Annotated in this window: 9 protein-coding genes and 2 riboswitches; of the genes, 7 read left to right on the top strand and 2 right to left on the bottom strand. The window is 63.4% G+C overall.

Features of this window, described 5'->3' with window-relative positions:
* The first annotated feature begins 2 nt into the window (after positions 1-2).
* The 3 genes from gluQRS (at position 3) to DXT74_RS20175 (ending at position 3539) form a co-directional block, all read left to right on the top strand.
* The gene (gluQRS, locus tag DXT74_RS20185) at positions 3-890 is read left to right on the top strand and encodes a tRNA glutamyl-Q(34) synthetase GluQRS (RefSeq protein ID WP_194426866.1); all 888 of its coding nucleotides are present in this window, start codon (positions 3-5) and stop codon (positions 888-890) included.
* 425 nt (positions 891-1315) lie between these two features.
* Entirely contained in the window at positions 1316-2656 is a 1341-nt protein-coding gene (locus DXT74_RS20180) for an amino acid permease (protein WP_231138233.1), read from the top strand.
* A 139-nt stretch (positions 2657-2795) separates the two neighbouring features.
* A complete protein-coding gene (locus DXT74_RS20175; protein ID WP_194426865.1) occupies positions 2796-3539 on the top strand; it encodes a M15 family metallopeptidase in 744 nt (247 codons plus the stop codon).
* Positions 3540-3584: 45 nt separating this feature from the next.
* On the opposite strand, the gene DXT74_RS20170 is transcribed toward DXT74_RS20175, so the two are convergent.
* On the bottom strand, positions 3585-5270 hold the full coding sequence (locus DXT74_RS20170) for a dihydroxyacetone kinase family protein (RefSeq protein WP_194426864.1): 1686 nt from the start codon (positions 5268-5270) through the stop codon (positions 3585-3587).
* Between the two features lie 245 nt (positions 5271-5515).
* Positions 5516-5607: riboswitch (glycine riboswitch) on the top strand.
* A 14-nt stretch (positions 5608-5621) separates the two neighbouring features.
* A riboswitch (glycine riboswitch) is annotated at positions 5622-5718 on the top strand.
* A gap of 41 nt (positions 5719-5759) precedes the next feature.
* Between DXT74_RS20170 and gcvT the strand changes: the two genes are divergently transcribed.
* The 4 genes from gcvT to DXT74_RS20150 all read left to right on the top strand — a co-directional run bounded on the left by gcvT (position 5760) and on the right by DXT74_RS20150 (position 13880).
* Entirely contained in the window at positions 5760-6848 is a 1089-nt protein-coding gene (gene gcvT / locus DXT74_RS20165; protein ID WP_081554257.1) for a glycine cleavage system aminomethyltransferase GcvT, read from the top strand.
* A 73-nt stretch (positions 6849-6921) separates the two neighbouring features.
* On the top strand, positions 6922-7308 hold the full coding sequence (gene gcvH / locus DXT74_RS20160; protein ID WP_194426863.1) for a glycine cleavage system protein GcvH: 387 nt from the start codon (positions 6922-6924) through the stop codon (positions 7306-7308).
* A gap of 123 nt (positions 7309-7431) precedes the next feature.
* Positions 7432-10284, top strand: coding sequence for an aminomethyl-transferring glycine dehydrogenase (gene gcvP, locus DXT74_RS20155; protein ID WP_194426862.1), 2853 nt, complete (start codon positions 7432-7434; stop codon positions 10282-10284).
* Between the two features lie 170 nt (positions 10285-10454).
* The gene (locus DXT74_RS20150) at positions 10455-13880 is read left to right on the top strand and encodes an EAL domain-containing protein (RefSeq protein WP_194426861.1); all 3426 of its coding nucleotides are present in this window, start codon (positions 10455-10457) and stop codon (positions 13878-13880) included.
* Here DXT74_RS20150 and DXT74_RS20145 read toward each other — a convergent pair whose 3' ends face one another.
* On the bottom strand, positions 13881-14657 hold the full coding sequence (locus tag DXT74_RS20145; RefSeq protein WP_194426860.1) for an ABC transporter substrate-binding protein: 777 nt from the start codon (positions 14655-14657) through the stop codon (positions 13881-13883). It lies immediately after the preceding gene.
* Positions 14658-14755: the final 98 nt, after the last annotated feature.

Here is a 14755-nt window from a genome sequence, read left to right as displayed (position 1 = left end):
TCATGAACGCTTCTCCCTATCGCGGGCGTTTTGCCCCCAGTCCCACCGGTTTGTTGCACGCCGGCTCCCTGTGCACCGCCGTCGGCAGTTATCTGGAGGCGCGCGCGCGCGGAGGCGAGTGGCTGCTGCGGATGGAGGACCTGGACCCGCCGCGCGAGGTGGCCGGCGCCGCGGACGCCATTCTGCGCACCTTGGAGGCCTATGGCTTCGAGTGGGATGGCGAAGTGGTGTACCAAAGCCGTCGCCACGACTTGTATCGGCAGGCGTTGGAGCAATTGGTCGCCTCCGGCCACGCTTATCCGTGCAATTGCACGCGCAAGAAGATCGCGGAGACAGCGAGGCGCGGGCTGGACGGTTACGTTTATCCCGGCCATTGCCGGCTGAGGCGTCCGGAGGAGGGGGGGCGAGCCTGGCGCCTGCGGGCGGAACCCGGCGAGACCGTGGTGGATGACCGCCTGCAAGGAGCGTACCGGCAGAACCTGGCGGCCGATATCGGCGATTTTGTCTTGCTGCGCGCGGACGGCTACTGGGCTTATCAATTGGCCGTGGTAGTGGACGATGCGGAGCAAGGGGTGAGCGATGTGGTGCGCGGCGCCGACCTGCTGGTGTCCACGCCGCGCCAGGTGGCGGTACAGCGCGCGCTGGGCGCGAATACGCCGACTTATTGCCATTTGCCGGTGCTGGTTAACGCCGCGGGAGAGAAACTGTCCAAGCAGACGCTGGCGCCGGCGGTGGCGGCGGAGGACGCCGCCGCTTCACTGCGTTTGGCCTTGAGCCGTCTGGGGCATGCGCCGCCGGAGGAGTGCGGCGGTTTAGCCGAGTTGTGGCAGTGGGCGCGCACTCACTGGTCGCTGGCGCGGGTACCGGCAGGGCCGGTGGTGGTCGCCTGAATTGCGCCCTTTTATGCCAAAACTATGCATTTGACGTGTTTTTTTCCCTGTCTGCTGACCTATATTGGCATCTGCGCACGCGCTTGTTGCGCATCATTGGCCGCGACAAGCGGACTGCCATCGCCTTCTCGTTGACATACGGAAAATGCGACATGTTTTTATGTCGAATTTGTGTTCTAATGCCGCCTTTTTTTCATGCGCGCGCACTGGCGCAAAGTCCCGCTTCAGTTGACTCCGGTCAAGCGGCTTAAAGAAAGCATGCCCAGCTTGCGGGCGCGGCCCTCTATCATGGGCGCTTTTTCAGCCGTATCAGTCTGAATGCGAACGGAACGGGCAGAACCCGCTCCGCCGGCGCCATCGCATGATCGTAGAAACACGCGCGCGCGGCGCGCCCGTCAATCGGCAGGCCCGATGGAGACCAAGCCTTGAGCAATACCAATTTAGACAGCAAGACCAAGACCCGGGCGCTGGGGGTATGGATGTGCACCGCCCTGGTGGTGGGCAATATGATCGGTTCCGGCGTGTTCCTGTTGCCGGCGTCGCTGGCGCCGTTCGGCGGTGTGTCGATGATAGGCTGGCTGCTCACCGCCGCCGGCGCGATCTGCCTGGCCTTGGTGTTTGCGCGGCTGGCGGCCATTCTGCCCAAGGAAGGCGGGCCCTACGCGTATATTCATGAAGCCTTCGGCGGTTTTGCCGGCTTCTGGATCGCCTGGGGTTACTGGATTGCGCTGTGGGCCGGCAACGCGGCGCTGGCGGTGGCCGCCACCAGTTATATGCAGGTCTTCTTTCCGGTGTTGGGGCACGATAATCTGCTGGCCGGCGTATTCGCCATCAGCCTGATCTGGATTGTCACCTGGATCAACAGCCGCGGCGCGCGCAGTTCCGGCCTAGTGGCGGTGACGACCACCTTGCTCAAGCTGTTGCCGTTGGCCGCTGTCACTTTCTTCGGGTTTTTCCATTTGCAGCCGGACAACATCGTGTTCAACCCTCACGACAAACCCCTGCTCAGTTCGGTGTCCGCCACCATGGCGCTGACCCTGTGGGCTTTTCTGGGGCTGGAGTCGGCGTCGGTGCCGGCGGGCGACGTGATCGCGCCGGAAAAAACCATTCCGCGCGCCACGGTGCTGGGCACCTTGATCGCCACGGTGCTCTACATCTTGTCCACGGTGGCCTTGATGGGCTTGATGCCGCCGGCGATGCTGGCGGCCTCGCAGGCGCCGTTCGCCGACGCTGCCAGGCTGATGTGGGGCGATTGGGGCTACTATCTGGTGGGTTTCGGCGCCATTGTCTCCTGCTTCGGCGCGCTTAACGGCTGGAGCTTGATGCAGGCGCATGTGCCGGCCGCCGCCGCGCACGACGGCCTGTTTCCCCGCCGCTTTGCTCAGATGAACCCGCAAGGCGTGCCTATTTTCGGCCTGGTGTTGTCCAGCGGCTTGGTGACGGTGCTGATGGCGATGAAATACGCCGGGGGCGACGGCGGCGTCAAAATTTTCGAGTTCATTATTCTGCTTGCCACCGCCACCACCTTGCTGCCTTACGCGTTTTGCTCGATGGCGTTGCTGGCCATCATGCTGATGCGCCCCCAGCAGTTCCAGCGCAAGGACTACCTGGCGCCGCTGTGCTTCGCCGGCGTGGGCTTCGCCTATTCGGTGTGGGCTTTATACGGCTCCGGAGCCGACATCGTGATGTGGGGCATGATCCTGCTGCTGCTGGGCCTGCCGGTTTATGTCTGGCAAGTGAAGGAGCGTTACGCCGACCCTTCGTGAGTGAGGCGGCGCTGGATCCGACACGCGGCCTCGGCCGCGTTTTCTTTGTGATCAAGGCTATCGTCATGGCGAAATGGCCTTGCCTATGCCGCTGGCTGGTGGCTTACTAGGGCGCTTTGGTTTCAGACTGGGAGTTGCCATGAGGATAGCCGCCGTCGATAGCCTGCTTGTCGCCATCGATTTCGCTTACCCGGTGCCGGACGCGTTAACGCTGGCGCGGATGAGGGAGGAAAACGAGCCTTGCGCGCTGGAGCGCGCGGACGGTTTGTTTCCGGAAAACAGCTATTACCTCGCCGGCCGCAAAGGCTGCGCCGAGCGAATGTCGGCACGGGCCTTTGTTGCGCGCCGCTTGCGCGAGGCGGCGGCGCGGCTGGCCCCGGATTACGGCCTGTTGTTGTTCGACGCTTACCGCAGCCGCGAGACTCAGGCCGATCTATTTCAAATGGTGTTGGACGAGGTGCGCGCCGCGCATCCGGATTGGGACGCGGCGGCGGTGGAGCGGCAGGCTCGCTTGTTTGCCGCCCATCCCGACGATACCGCTCGTTTCGCGGTGTTGCCGCACAATTCGGGCGGCGCGATTGATCTGGCGATCTGCCGGCGGGATACCGGGGAGATCTGCGATTTCGGCACCGCTTTCGACGCGGCCGAGCCGGCGTCGCGCACCGACTACTTCGAAGCGCCGCACGATCCCGCGCAGGGCTTTTCGTCCGAGCGATGGTTGGCGGTGCGTCACAATCGCCGCGTCTTGTTCAACCTGATGAAACAGTCCGGTTTCAGCAACTATGCCGAGGAATGGTGGCATTACGACTTGGGCGACTGCCTGTGGGGGCAGGCTTTGGGCGTGGACTGGGTTTACCCGTCCATGGAGCTGGAGCCGTCCTGATTTGACGCGGCCGCCGCGTGCTTGCGGCGGCCGCATCGTCAAGCGCTAGCCGGCCAGCGCCTTCAACCAGACCAGCGCGGCGCTGGCTCCCGCGTCGGGCACGCCTAGCGCTCGTTCGCCCAGATAGCTGGCCCGTCCCAAGCGCGGCCGCATGGCGGCGGTGGCCGCGCAGCCGCGTTCCGCCGCCTCCAGCGCGGAACGCCAGGCCGCGTTTGGACTTTGGCCGTCGTTCAGAGCGGCTTCGAAAGCGTTGGCGGCTGGCGTTAAGGTATCCAGCATGGTGCGGTCGCCCACCTGCGCGCCGCCCAGTTCCGCGATGGCGGCGACGCCGTCCTTGAATGCCGCGGCCCAGTCGAGCGGGCTGGGCGCGTTCGATGAGTCCAGCCGCCGCGCCGCGCGCAGCAGGGCTGTCGAGTAGAACGGGCCGGAGCTACCGGCGATGGCTTGGCGCAAGGTCTGGCTGACGGTGCGCAGCGCCGTGGCCGGATCGCTCCAGGCGCTGTCCGGCAAGGCGCGGATCGCCGCCGCGCCGCGCTGCATGCTGACGCCCAGATCGCCGTCGCCTGCCGCTCCGTCCAGTTCGGTCAACAGCGGTTCGGCGGCGTCCAGCGCCTTGGCCGCGGCCCAAGCCGCGGCGCGCAGCTGGGGGTCGGCTTTGGCGGTGGAGAGGGCCTCTGCTGCTGCGCGCGGCGGCGCCGGCCGCAGCTGGCGTCGCGCCGGCAGAAGGCCGGAGCCGGGCCAGGCCGGGGCCTGGGTGGCTTGATCCAGCCAGCCGAGGCGCTGCTCATCCAGCGCCAGCAGCGACAGCGAGCAGCCCGGCATTTCCAGCGCGGTCATGAAATTACCGCTCCATAGCCGTTCCACATGCAAGCCGAGCCGTCGCGCCGAGGCCAGCGCGCTGCGCGCCACGATGGCGAGTTCCATCGGCGGAGTGCCGCCCAGGCCGTTGACCAGCATTGCCACCCGTTGGCCGGCCTGCCAACCGCGGTCCCTGACAATGGCGTCGAGCAGCGTCGCGCACAAGGCGTCGGCGGATTGGCGCGGCACGCGGCGTACCCCGGCTTCGCCGTGAATGCCCAGCCCCAACTCTACTTCGTCGTCGTCCAGTTGAAAGCCGGGGCGGCCGGTTGCCGGCACGGTGCAGGCGCCCAGCGCCACGCCCATGGTGGCTACCTGTTCCGCCGCCTGCCGCGCCGCGGCCGCGACCTCGGCCAGGCTGGCGCCGCTGGCGGCAACCGCACCGGCAATCTTGTGCACCAGCACGGTGCCGGCGATGCCGCGACGGCGCGCCGGCTCCACGGTGTCCCGAAGCGCTACATCGTCGGCCACCACCACGCTGTCGACGGCAATGCCCTCGGCACGGGCCAGCTCCGCCGCCAGGCCAAAGTTCAGCCGGTCGCCGGTGTAGTTTTTGATGATGAGCAGTACGCCTTTAGGGCCGGCGACGGCGCGGATCGCCGCCAGCACGGTGTCTACGCTGGGCGAGGTGAATACGTCGCCCACTGCGGCGGCGTCCAGCATGCCGTGGCCGATGTAGCCGGCGTGGGCGGGCTCGTGGCCGCTGCCGCCGCCGGAGATCAGCGCCACTTTGTCGAGCTGACCGCCAGCCGGAAGATCCGCGCGCAGCAAGACGTTTTCCTCTTCGAGCAGGGCCAGGCCGGGCAGGGTGTCGGCCAGGCCTTCCAGCATTTCCCGCGCCACATGGCGCGGATCGTTGATTAGTTTTCGCATGGCGGTTTCCTTTCCATATCGGATAGAGCTCGTGCTGGGTAAAGATGGATGTCATCTTACGATCAGCTTTGCTTGTAGGGGGAATTTGTCGATTGCGTGATCGATAACGAAGTGAAATGTGTTCGTAATCGATCTTAAACGAAGCAATATCCGTTCAATGATTTGCGGTTTCGAATATTTTAAGTCATTGTTTAAGTTGAAGATAAACACGGCTTGCCAAGGCCCGGTCCAGCAACCATAATCTGGCACGTCATGCAGGAGAGAGTGGCCGTCCGCGCCACCGCCGAAGGCGCAAGCGCACCCGCAATCGCTCAGGCAAAAGGACTGCATTATCGGACTGGCCGCAGCCAGTTCGCCGAATCTGGAGAGCGGCGTCCACGGATGCCCACCGAAGGGGCTAACGGTCGCAAGGCCGGAAAATCTCAGGTGCAGGGACAGAGGGGTGTAGGGAATAGAGCAACACTACACGCTTTTGCTAAGGACGCACCAATGACGGCCCCGAAACGCACCCCCCTGTTTGAATCCCACATCGCCGCCGGCGCCAAGATGGTCGATTTCGCCGGCTGGGAAATGCCCATCCATTACGGTTCCCAACTAAAAGAACATGAAATCGTGCGCAGCGACGCCGGCATGTTCGACGTTTCCCATATGACGGTGCTGGACATCAGCGGGCCGGACGCCAAGGCCTGGCTCCAGCGGCTGATTGCCAACGACGTGGCCAAGCTGGGCTTCGAAGGCAAAGCGCTGTATTCCGGCATGCTCACGCCCGACGGCACCGTGGTGGACGATCTGATCGTCTACCTGACCTCCTACGGCTATCGCATGGTGGTCAACGCGGGCACCACCGACAAAGATCTGGCCTGGATGGAAGGGCACAAGGCGGACTTCAACGTCGACATCAAAGTAAGACGCGATCTGTCCATCTTGGCGGTGCAAGGCCCGCAAGCCATCGCCAAGGTCTGTTCGGTCAAGCCCGAGCTCGCCGCCGTCATCCAGAACTTGAAGCCGTTTCAAGGCCAGCCGGCAGGAGACTGGTTCTATGCCCGCACCGGCTATACCGGCGAAGACGGCCTGGAAGTGATGCTGCCCGGCGTTGAAGCCGCCGCTTTCTTCCAACAATTGCAGGCCGCCGGCGTGGCGCCCATCGGTCTGGGCGCGCGCGACACCCTGCGGCTGGAGGCCGGCATGAATCTGTACGGCCACGATATGGACGAAACCGTTTCCCCGCTGGAAGCCGGCATGGGTTGGACCATCGCCTGGGAACCGGCAGAGCGCGACTTCATCGGCCGCAAGGCGCTAGAGGCGCAGAAAGCCGCCGGCGTGAAGACCAAGCAAGTGGGCCTGGTGCTGGAAGGGCGCGGCGTGCTGCGCGAAGGTCTGAAAGTAGTGGTGGAAGGGGTGGGCGAAGGGGTGATCACCAGCGGCACCTTCTCGCCCACGCTCAAGCATTCCATCGCGATCGCGCGCGTGCCGGCAGGCACAGGCGACAAGGCGCTGGTGGACCTGCGCGGCACCTTGACCGAAGTGCGCGTGGTCAAGATGCCTTTCGTGCGCAACGGCAAGAAAGTTTTCGCCTGAGCCGATTGCTCAGGCAGGCCGCGCGACGCGGCCGGGAATAATCGTTAAGACCTGGATTTGACTGGAGACACTCATGAGCAACATCCCCGCCGAACTCAAATACGTTGAAAGCCACGAATGGCTGTGTCTGGAAGCTGACGGTTCCGTGACCGTGGGCATTACCGAGCATGCTCAAGAATTGCTGGGCGACATCGTTTTCGTCGAGCTGCCGAAAGTGGGCGCCAAGCTGGCCAAGGAAGAGCAGGCCGGCGTGGTGGAATCGGTGAAGGCCGCTTCCGACATTTACTGTCCGGTTGCCGGCGAAGTGCTGGCCATCAACGAGGAACTGGAAGCCGAACCGGAACTGGCCAATAGCGAACCCTACGGGGCGGGCTGGTTCTTCAAGATCAAGCCGGCGAATCCGGCGGACCTGGACGCCCTGATGGACGCCGCCGCCTACGCCAAGGAAATTGGCGCCTGATGGTGAAAACCGCCTCGCAGTCCTGATTGGCCGCGAGGCGTTTTTTTCGCCCGGATATCCAGCAACACCCGATTGGCCGCGAAAGCCGCGGCGCGGACGGCAAGCACAGAAGGTCTCGTACTCATGTCTCTCTCCGAACTTTTCAACCGCAAAGAATTCATCTCCCGCCACATCGGCCCGTCCGACGCAGAGCGCGAGCAAATGCTGGCCGCCATCGGCGTGGCCTCCATTGACGAACTGGTGGCGCAGACGCTGCCGGCCGACATCCGCCTGAACCGCAAGCTGGAGCTGCCGGATCCCATGCCGGAAGCCGAGGCGCTGGCCGCGCTGAAGGCTGTCGCCGCCAAGAACGTGGTCAACAAATCCTTCATCGGCCAGGGTTATTACCCGGTGCTGACCCCAACGGTGATCTTGCGCAACCTGCTGGAAAACCCGGGCTGGTATACCGCTTACACCCCATACCAAGCGGAGATCGCCCAAGGCCGTCTCGAAGCCTTGCTGAATTTCCAGCAAATGGTGATCGACCTGACCGGCCTGGAACTGGCTAACGCGTCCTTGCTGGACGAGGCCACCGCCGCCGCCGAGGCGATGGCGATGGCGCGCCGGGTGTCCAAGGCCAAGTCCGGCCAGTTCTTCGTGGACAGTCGCGTGCTGCCGCAAACCCTGGACGTGATGCGGACCCGCGCCAAGTATTTCGGCTTTGAACTGGTGCTGGGCCACCCGGAAGAGGCGGGCAAGGGCGAATACTTCGGCGCCTTGTTCCAGTATCCGGGCGAGGCCGGCGACTTGATCGACCTGACCCCGCACATCGCCGCGGTCAAGGCCAAGGGCGCGGTGGCGGTGGTGGCCGCCGACATCATGGCCTTGGTGGCGTTGAAATCCCCGGGCGAGATGGGCGCGGACGTCGCCATCGGCAACACTCAGCGCTTTGGCGTGCCAATGGGCTTCGGCGGACCGCACGCCGCCTATTTCGCGTTCAAGGACGAAATGAAGCGCTCGGCGCCTGGCCGCATCATCGGCGTGTCGGTGGACGCCAAAGGCAAGACCGCGCTGCGCATGGCGCTGCAGACCCGCGAGCAGCACATCCGCCGCGAAAAAGCCAACTCCAATATCTGCACCAGCCAGGTGCTTCTGGCCAATATCGCCGGCATGTACGCGGTGTATCACGGCCCGGAGGGCGTCAAGCGCATCGCGGCTCGCATCCACCGTCTGGCCGCCATTTTCGCGCACGCGGTCAAGGCCGCTGGCGGCAAGCTGGTGTTCGATCGTTTCTTCGACACGGTGCAAGTTGACGCGCCCAAGGCCGACGCGGTGTATCAGGCGGCTTTGGCCGCCGGCTACAATCTGCGCCGCGCAGGCGGCAATGTGTTGGGCGTGGCTTTCCACGAGGCGGCCACTGAAGCCGATCTGGCGCGTCTGATTGAAATCTTCACAGGCAAGAGCGCCGATATCGCCGCCTTGGACGCCGCGGCTGCCGATGCGATTCCGGCCGGGTTGAAGCGCGAATCCGCTTTCATGAGCCACCCGGTGTTCAACACCCATCATAGCGAGCACGAGATGCTGCGCTATATGAAGAAACTGGAAAGCCGCGACCTGGCGATGAATCATTCGATGATCTCGCTGGGCAGCTGCACGATGAAGCTGAACGCCACCAGCGAAATGATTCCGATCACCTGGCCGGAGTTCGCCAATATGCATCCGTTCGCGCCGCGCGAACAGACAGTGGGTTATCTGGAAATGATCGCCGGTCTGGAAACGCAGCTGCGCGCGATCACCGGCTTCGACATCATCTCGATGCAGCCCAACTCCGGCGCCCAGGGCGAGTACGCCGGCCTGTTGGCAATCAGCCGCTACCACGAGTCGCGCGGCGACGGCCAGCGCAATATCTGTCTGATTCCGCGTTCCGCTCACGGCACCAACCCGGCCACGGCGCAGATGATGAATATGCAGGTGGTGGTGGTGGACTGCGACGAGGCGGGCAACGTCGACGTTGCCGATCTGAAGGCGAAAGCCGAGCTGCATTCTGCGCAGCTGGCGGCCTTGATGATTACCTACCCGTCCACCCACGGCGTATTTGAGCAGCCCATTCGCGAAATCTGCGCGATCATCCATCAGCACGGCGGCCAAGTGTATATGGACGGCGCCAACCTCAACGCCCAGGTGGGCTTGTGCCGTCCGGCCGACATCGGCGCCGACGTGTCGCACATGAACCTGCACAAGACCTTCTGCATCCCGCACGGCGGCGGCGGCCCGGGCATGGGCCCGATTGGTTTGAAGGCGCATTTGGCCCCGTTCATCGCCAACCACGTGGTGGCGTCGGTGCCCACCGCCCAGCCGGGCCAGACCGCGGTGTCGGCTGCGCCCTTCGGCTCGGCCTCCATCTTGCCCATCTCCTATATGTACATCGCGATGATGGGCGCGGAGGGCATGAAGCAGGCCACCGAGAACGCCTTGTTGTCCGCCAACTACGTGGCGACGCGATTGGCCGAGCACTTTCCGGTGCTGTACACCGGCGCCAACGGCCGGGTGGCTCATGAGTGCATCATCGACCTGCGCCCGCTCAAGGCCGCCAGCGGCGTGACCGAGGTGGACGTAGCCAAGCGGCTGATGGATTACGGCTTCCACGCGCCGACCATGAGCTTCCCGGTGCCGGGCACGCTGATGATTGAGCCGACCGAGTCCGAGCCCAAGGCGGAACTGGATCGTTTCATCGCGGCGATGGCGGCGATCCGCCAGGAAATCGACAAAGTGCAGAACGGCGTGTGGCCCGCGGACGACAATCCGCTGTGCAACGCGCCGCACAGCAAGGCGGACATCGCAGGCGAGTGGCAGCGTCCGTACAGCCGTGAAACCGGCTTGTTCCCGCTGCCCTATGTACTGGAAAACAAGTTCTGGCCCAGCGTCAACCGCATCGACGATGTTTACGGGGACCGCAATCTGGTGTGCAGTTGCCCGTCCACCGACAGCTACGCCTGATTCGCGCAGGCAAGCGTAAAGCAGCCCCGGCCTTGGCCGGGGCTTTTTTGCGTGTAGACGCGGCCATCTGACACTGGAGTTGAGTGAATATACGACTATCATATTTAATGGAGGATATGACGGCAGTCTGCTTGCCGTTGGTATGTAAACCCTATCAATAGGAGGCTGCGTTGGCGTTGAGCGTGCCGGCTGCGATTGCCGCGCCGGATTTTCAGCTGCTGTTCGAACGGTCGCCAGGGCTGTACTTGGTGCTGGACACCGATTTCAACGTCGTCGCCGCCAGCGATATTTATCTGCAGACGACGCTGACCCGGCGCGAGTCCATCCTGGGGCGCAATCTGTTCGATATCTTTCCGGTCAATCCCGACGAACCGGAAGGCGAAGGCTCGCGCAATCTGCGCATTTCTTTGCAGCGTGTGCTGTCCACCGGGATTGAGGACAGCATGGCGATGCAGAAATACGATATTCCCCGACCGGACGGGAGCTTCGAGGAGCGCTACTGGAGCCCGACCAATTGGCCGGTGAAGCGCGCCGACGGCAGCGTCAGCTGCATCATCCACAGCGTTCAGGATGTCAGCGAGTTTGTGCGCTTGCGCGGCGAGAGCGCGGTGCGGGATTTTTCCGTCGAATGGTTGAAGAATAATGCGGCGGTCTTAGAAGCCGAAATGGTGAATCAGCACGCGCTGATCGCTCGCGCCAACACCGACTTGAAGGAATCGAATAGCGAACTGGCCCGCTTGAATCAGCAAATGCGGGAGCTGGACCAGATGAAGACGCGATTTTTCGCCAATGTCAGTCATGAGCTGCGCACCCCGCTGACGCTGATTCTGGGGCAGGTCGAACGCTTCCTGTCCGGGCAAGCCGAGCCGGGGGAGGCGCCGAATCTATCCCTGATCCAGAGGCAGGCGCGCATGTTGTTGCAACAGGTGAACGATTTGCTGGACGTGGCCAAGCTGGACGCGGGGGAGCTGAAGCTGCGTTATGTGCAGCTGGATCTGGCCGAGTTGGTGCGCCATGTAGCCTCTTATTTTGCCTCTCTGGCCAGCGACAGACGCATCGATTACCAAGTGGCCGCGCCGACAACGGCGCCGGCTCAGGTCGATGCGATCAAGTTGCAGCGGGTTTTGTTGAACCTGCTGTCCAATGCCTTCAAATTTACGCCGGACGGCGGTCATATTCAGATCGCGCTGGAACTGCGAGGCCGGCAAGCCGACATTCGGGTGCGTGACAATGGGCCGGGGGTGCCGGCCGAGATGCGCGACAAGGTTTTTGAGCGCTTCGTGCAAGTGGAGGACGGCGATTACGGCCGCCATGGCGGTACCGGGCTCGGCCTGGCCATCGTCAAGGAGTTTATCGAACTGCACCATGGCGAAGTGCGTTTGTCCGCGGCGGAGGGCGGCGGCGCCTTGTTCCAACTGAGCCTGCCCTTGGAGGCGCCGGCGGGAACGCCGGTGGTGTCGGAATACTTGCGGCTGGACGATCTGCTGGCCGGCGGCGCGGTGCCTTTGCCCGCGCCGCAACTGGGCGAGACCACGGCCTTGCCGGACAAGAACGGCCAAGCGCTGGTGCTGTTGGTGGAAGACAATCCCGATATGAGCGCCTTCATCGCCGGTGCGCTGGGCAAACATTATCGAGTCATGACGGCGCCGGAGGGCGGCCGCGGTTTGCAATTGGCCTTGAGCGAGCAGCCGGACTTGATCATTAGCGATCTGATGATGCCGGGCATGGGCGGCGAAGAGCTGGTGTCGGCGCTGCGCGGCAATCGACAGACCGAGGACATTCCAGTGGTGATGCTGTCAGCGAGGGCCGACGACTCGCTGCGGCTGCGGATGCTGCAGAACAGCGTGCAGGAGTTTTTGTTCAAGCCGTTTTCCGTGGCGGAGTTGCTGGCGAGGGTGGGGCGATTGATTGGAGAGCGGCGCCGCTCGGCGATGCGTCTGAAGCAAGCGTTGTACGCGGCGGAGCAGATTGCCTGGGAGGTGGATCTGGTCGACGGCGTTTTGCATGAGGAGGGGCCGGTGGGGCGTATTTTCGGGCGGGCCGAGGATTATCGCCATGACAGCCTGGACGCTTTGCTGGGGCAAATCCATCCGGAGGATCTGGATGAGCTGCGCCGGCGGTGGCTGGCTTTGCCGGCGGAGGCCGGAGAGAGCCTGCACGAATGCCAGTTTCGCGTCGCCACGCCGGAGCAGGGGCAGGTTTGGATGCAGGTGAGCGCCAGCCTGTGGCGAGACGAGCAGGGAAGGCCGCGGCGCGCGATGGGTTTTGCCCGAGACGTATCCACCTTGAAACGTTCGCAACTTGATATCGAGTTTCTCGCCAAGCATGACAGTTTGACTCAGTTACCCAACCGTGTGCAGTTGAATGAGCGGCTGCAATGGAGCTTGAGGAATCATCAGCGTTCGGGGCGGCGTTTGTATCTGTTGTTGGTGGATTTGGACGATTTTCGCCTTATCAACGACAACTTGGGGCATGAGGTGGGGGACCGCCTATTGCGCATCGTGGCCGAACGGCTGCGTGCTTGCGTGCGCGGGCATGACCTTTTGTTCCGCATCGGAGGCGACGAGTTCGTGGCTTTGGCCGAAAACGCCGCGGACGGCGACGCCGAGCACTTGGCCGAACAGATGCTGGCGGCGCTGGCGACGCCGTGCCAGGACGGAGATCACCGTTATTTTTTGTCCGCCAGCATCGGGGTTAGCTGCTGCCCCTGCGACGCCGACACGCCGGAGGGTTTGATGCGCGACGCCGATATGGCGATGTACCGCGCCAAGTACGCGGGCAAGAACGGCTATTGTTTCTTCTCCGAGGATATGGCCGACGGCGTGCGTCAGCGCCTGCAGATTGAAACCGGCCTGCGCCAGGCTCTGCAGCGGCAGGAGCTGAGGCTGGAGTACCAGCCGCAACTGACGCTACGCAGCCAGGATATGTTGGGGGTGGAGGCCTTGTTGCGCTGGGAGTTGGATGGGAGCAAGCAATCGCCGGCCGAGTTCATTGCCATCGCCGAAAAAACCGGCCTGATCATCGACATCGACGAATACGTGTTCCGTAATGTCTGCAAGCAGGTCATGGCCTGGCGAGAGCAGGGGCTGCCGCCCTGGCGCGTCAGCGTTAATCTTTCGGCGCGCTTCTTTGGTTTGCCGGACGCCGTGTCGCGCTTGCGTTTGATCGCCGAGGAAAGTGGGGCGCCGCCGGAGCAGCTGTGTCTTGAGATTACCGAGGGCACCTTGATGGACGCGGACAGCGCGATGAAGGCGCTGCCTACGCTCAAACGCATGGGCTTTCACGTCAGCGTGGATGACTTCGGCACCGGATTTTCTTCATTGTCCTACCTCAAGCGGCTGCCTATCGATGAATTGAAGATAGACCGCAGCTTCATCATTAGGCTGGATAGCGACGAGCGCGACCTGGCGATGGTGGCGGCCATCGTGTCGATGGCGGAAAGCCTGGGCCTGCAAGTGCTGGCCGAAGGGGTGGAAACCGAGTCCCAGCACGCCTTGCTGTTGGCGCGCGGCTGCCATAGTGGTCAGGGCTACCTCTATTCGCGATCCTTGCCGGCCGAGGAACTGGTGGCCTGGTGGCGCAGCCGCTTCGAGTGATCACGGGGCTGGCGGGTTAATGCCGGGCACCGCCTCGCCGGGCAGCCAGTGCCGGTACAGCGCGGCGAAGCTGCCGTCGCGCTTCATCTCGTCCAGCGCCTGCTGCCAGGCTTTGATCACCGCATCCGGCGTCTGGCGGGAAAAGGCGATATAACCGTAGGTGTGGGAGAAGGTCAGCGCTTTGCGTACCTGAGAGGGGTCGAAGCCCTGTTGCCGCAGTTGGTGGGGCAGGGTGGTGTTTTCACTGACGATGACATCGGCGCGCTTGCGCATCAGCATGGTCAGCAGTTGATCCGGCGTGGCCACGGTGGCCAGGTTGGAGAAGTTCTGCGCGCTCAGCAGTTGTTGCAGATACCAGTCCCGCACCACCATGATCTGCGGCAGTTTGCGGGCGTCGTCCAGCGTCTGCAGCTTGATCGGGTTGTCCCGCCGCACGAACAGGCAGCCTAGGGTTTCGGTAACCGGGCCCACCCACTTGAACATGCGTTCCCGTTCTGGGGTGCGGTTGGTGTTGAACAGCACGGTGTTCGGCTGCTGTTGAGCTTGGCGGTAGCCGCGCGCCCAAGGCACAACGGAGATGGGGTCATGGTTGCCGACGCGGCGCTGTATGCCTTGAACCACCTCCACCACAAGGCCGGAAGCCTTGCCGTCTTGCTCAAACGTCAGAGGCGGATCATCCTCGGTGAGGATATCCAGCGCGGGACCCGGCGCGGCCCGCGGTTGCGTGGCGGCAAGGCAGGTCAAAAGCAGAGCAAGCAGGCAGTGGCGGCGGGTCATGTCGATGGCGCTTTGTATTCTGGCTGTTCGCTTTGACTGTAGCGGCAATTTGCGCAGGGCTCAAATTTCGGTCTGGCCCGCGGTGCGAATATGGATAT

The organism is Chromobacterium sp. Rain0013, assembly GCF_015291765.1.
Classification (GTDB): Bacteria; Pseudomonadota; Gammaproteobacteria; order Burkholderiales; family Chromobacteriaceae; genus Chromobacterium; species Chromobacterium haemolyticum.
The sequence above is the reverse complement of the archived record's forward strand: the minus strand, read 5'-3'. Positions and strand labels throughout refer to the sequence as shown.

What these genes read in the sequence shown, in the direction of transcription:
- gluQRS (WP_194426866.1), top strand. Translation starts at nt 3, where the DNA reads ATGAACGCTTCTCCCTATCGCGGGCGTTTTGCCCCCAGTCCCACCGGT.
- DXT74_RS20175 (WP_194426865.1), top strand. Translation starts at nt 2,796, where the DNA reads ATGAGGATAGCCGCCGTCGATAGCCTGCTTGTCGCCATCGATTTCGCT.
- DXT74_RS20170 (WP_194426864.1), bottom strand. Translation starts at nt 5,270, where the DNA reads ATGCGAAAACTAATCAACGATCCGCGCCATGTGGCGCGGGAAATGCTG.
- gcvT (WP_081554257.1), top strand. Translation starts at nt 5,760, where the DNA reads ATGACGGCCCCGAAACGCACCCCCCTGTTTGAATCCCACATCGCCGCC.
- gcvH (WP_194426863.1), top strand. Translation starts at nt 6,922, where the DNA reads ATGAGCAACATCCCCGCCGAACTCAAATACGTTGAAAGCCACGAATGG.
- gcvP (WP_194426862.1), top strand. Translation starts at nt 7,432, where the DNA reads ATGTCTCTCTCCGAACTTTTCAACCGCAAAGAATTCATCTCCCGCCAC.
- DXT74_RS20145 (WP_194426860.1), bottom strand. Translation starts at nt 14,657, where the DNA reads ATGACCCGCCGCCACTGCCTGCTTGCTCTGCTTTTGACCTGCCTTGCC.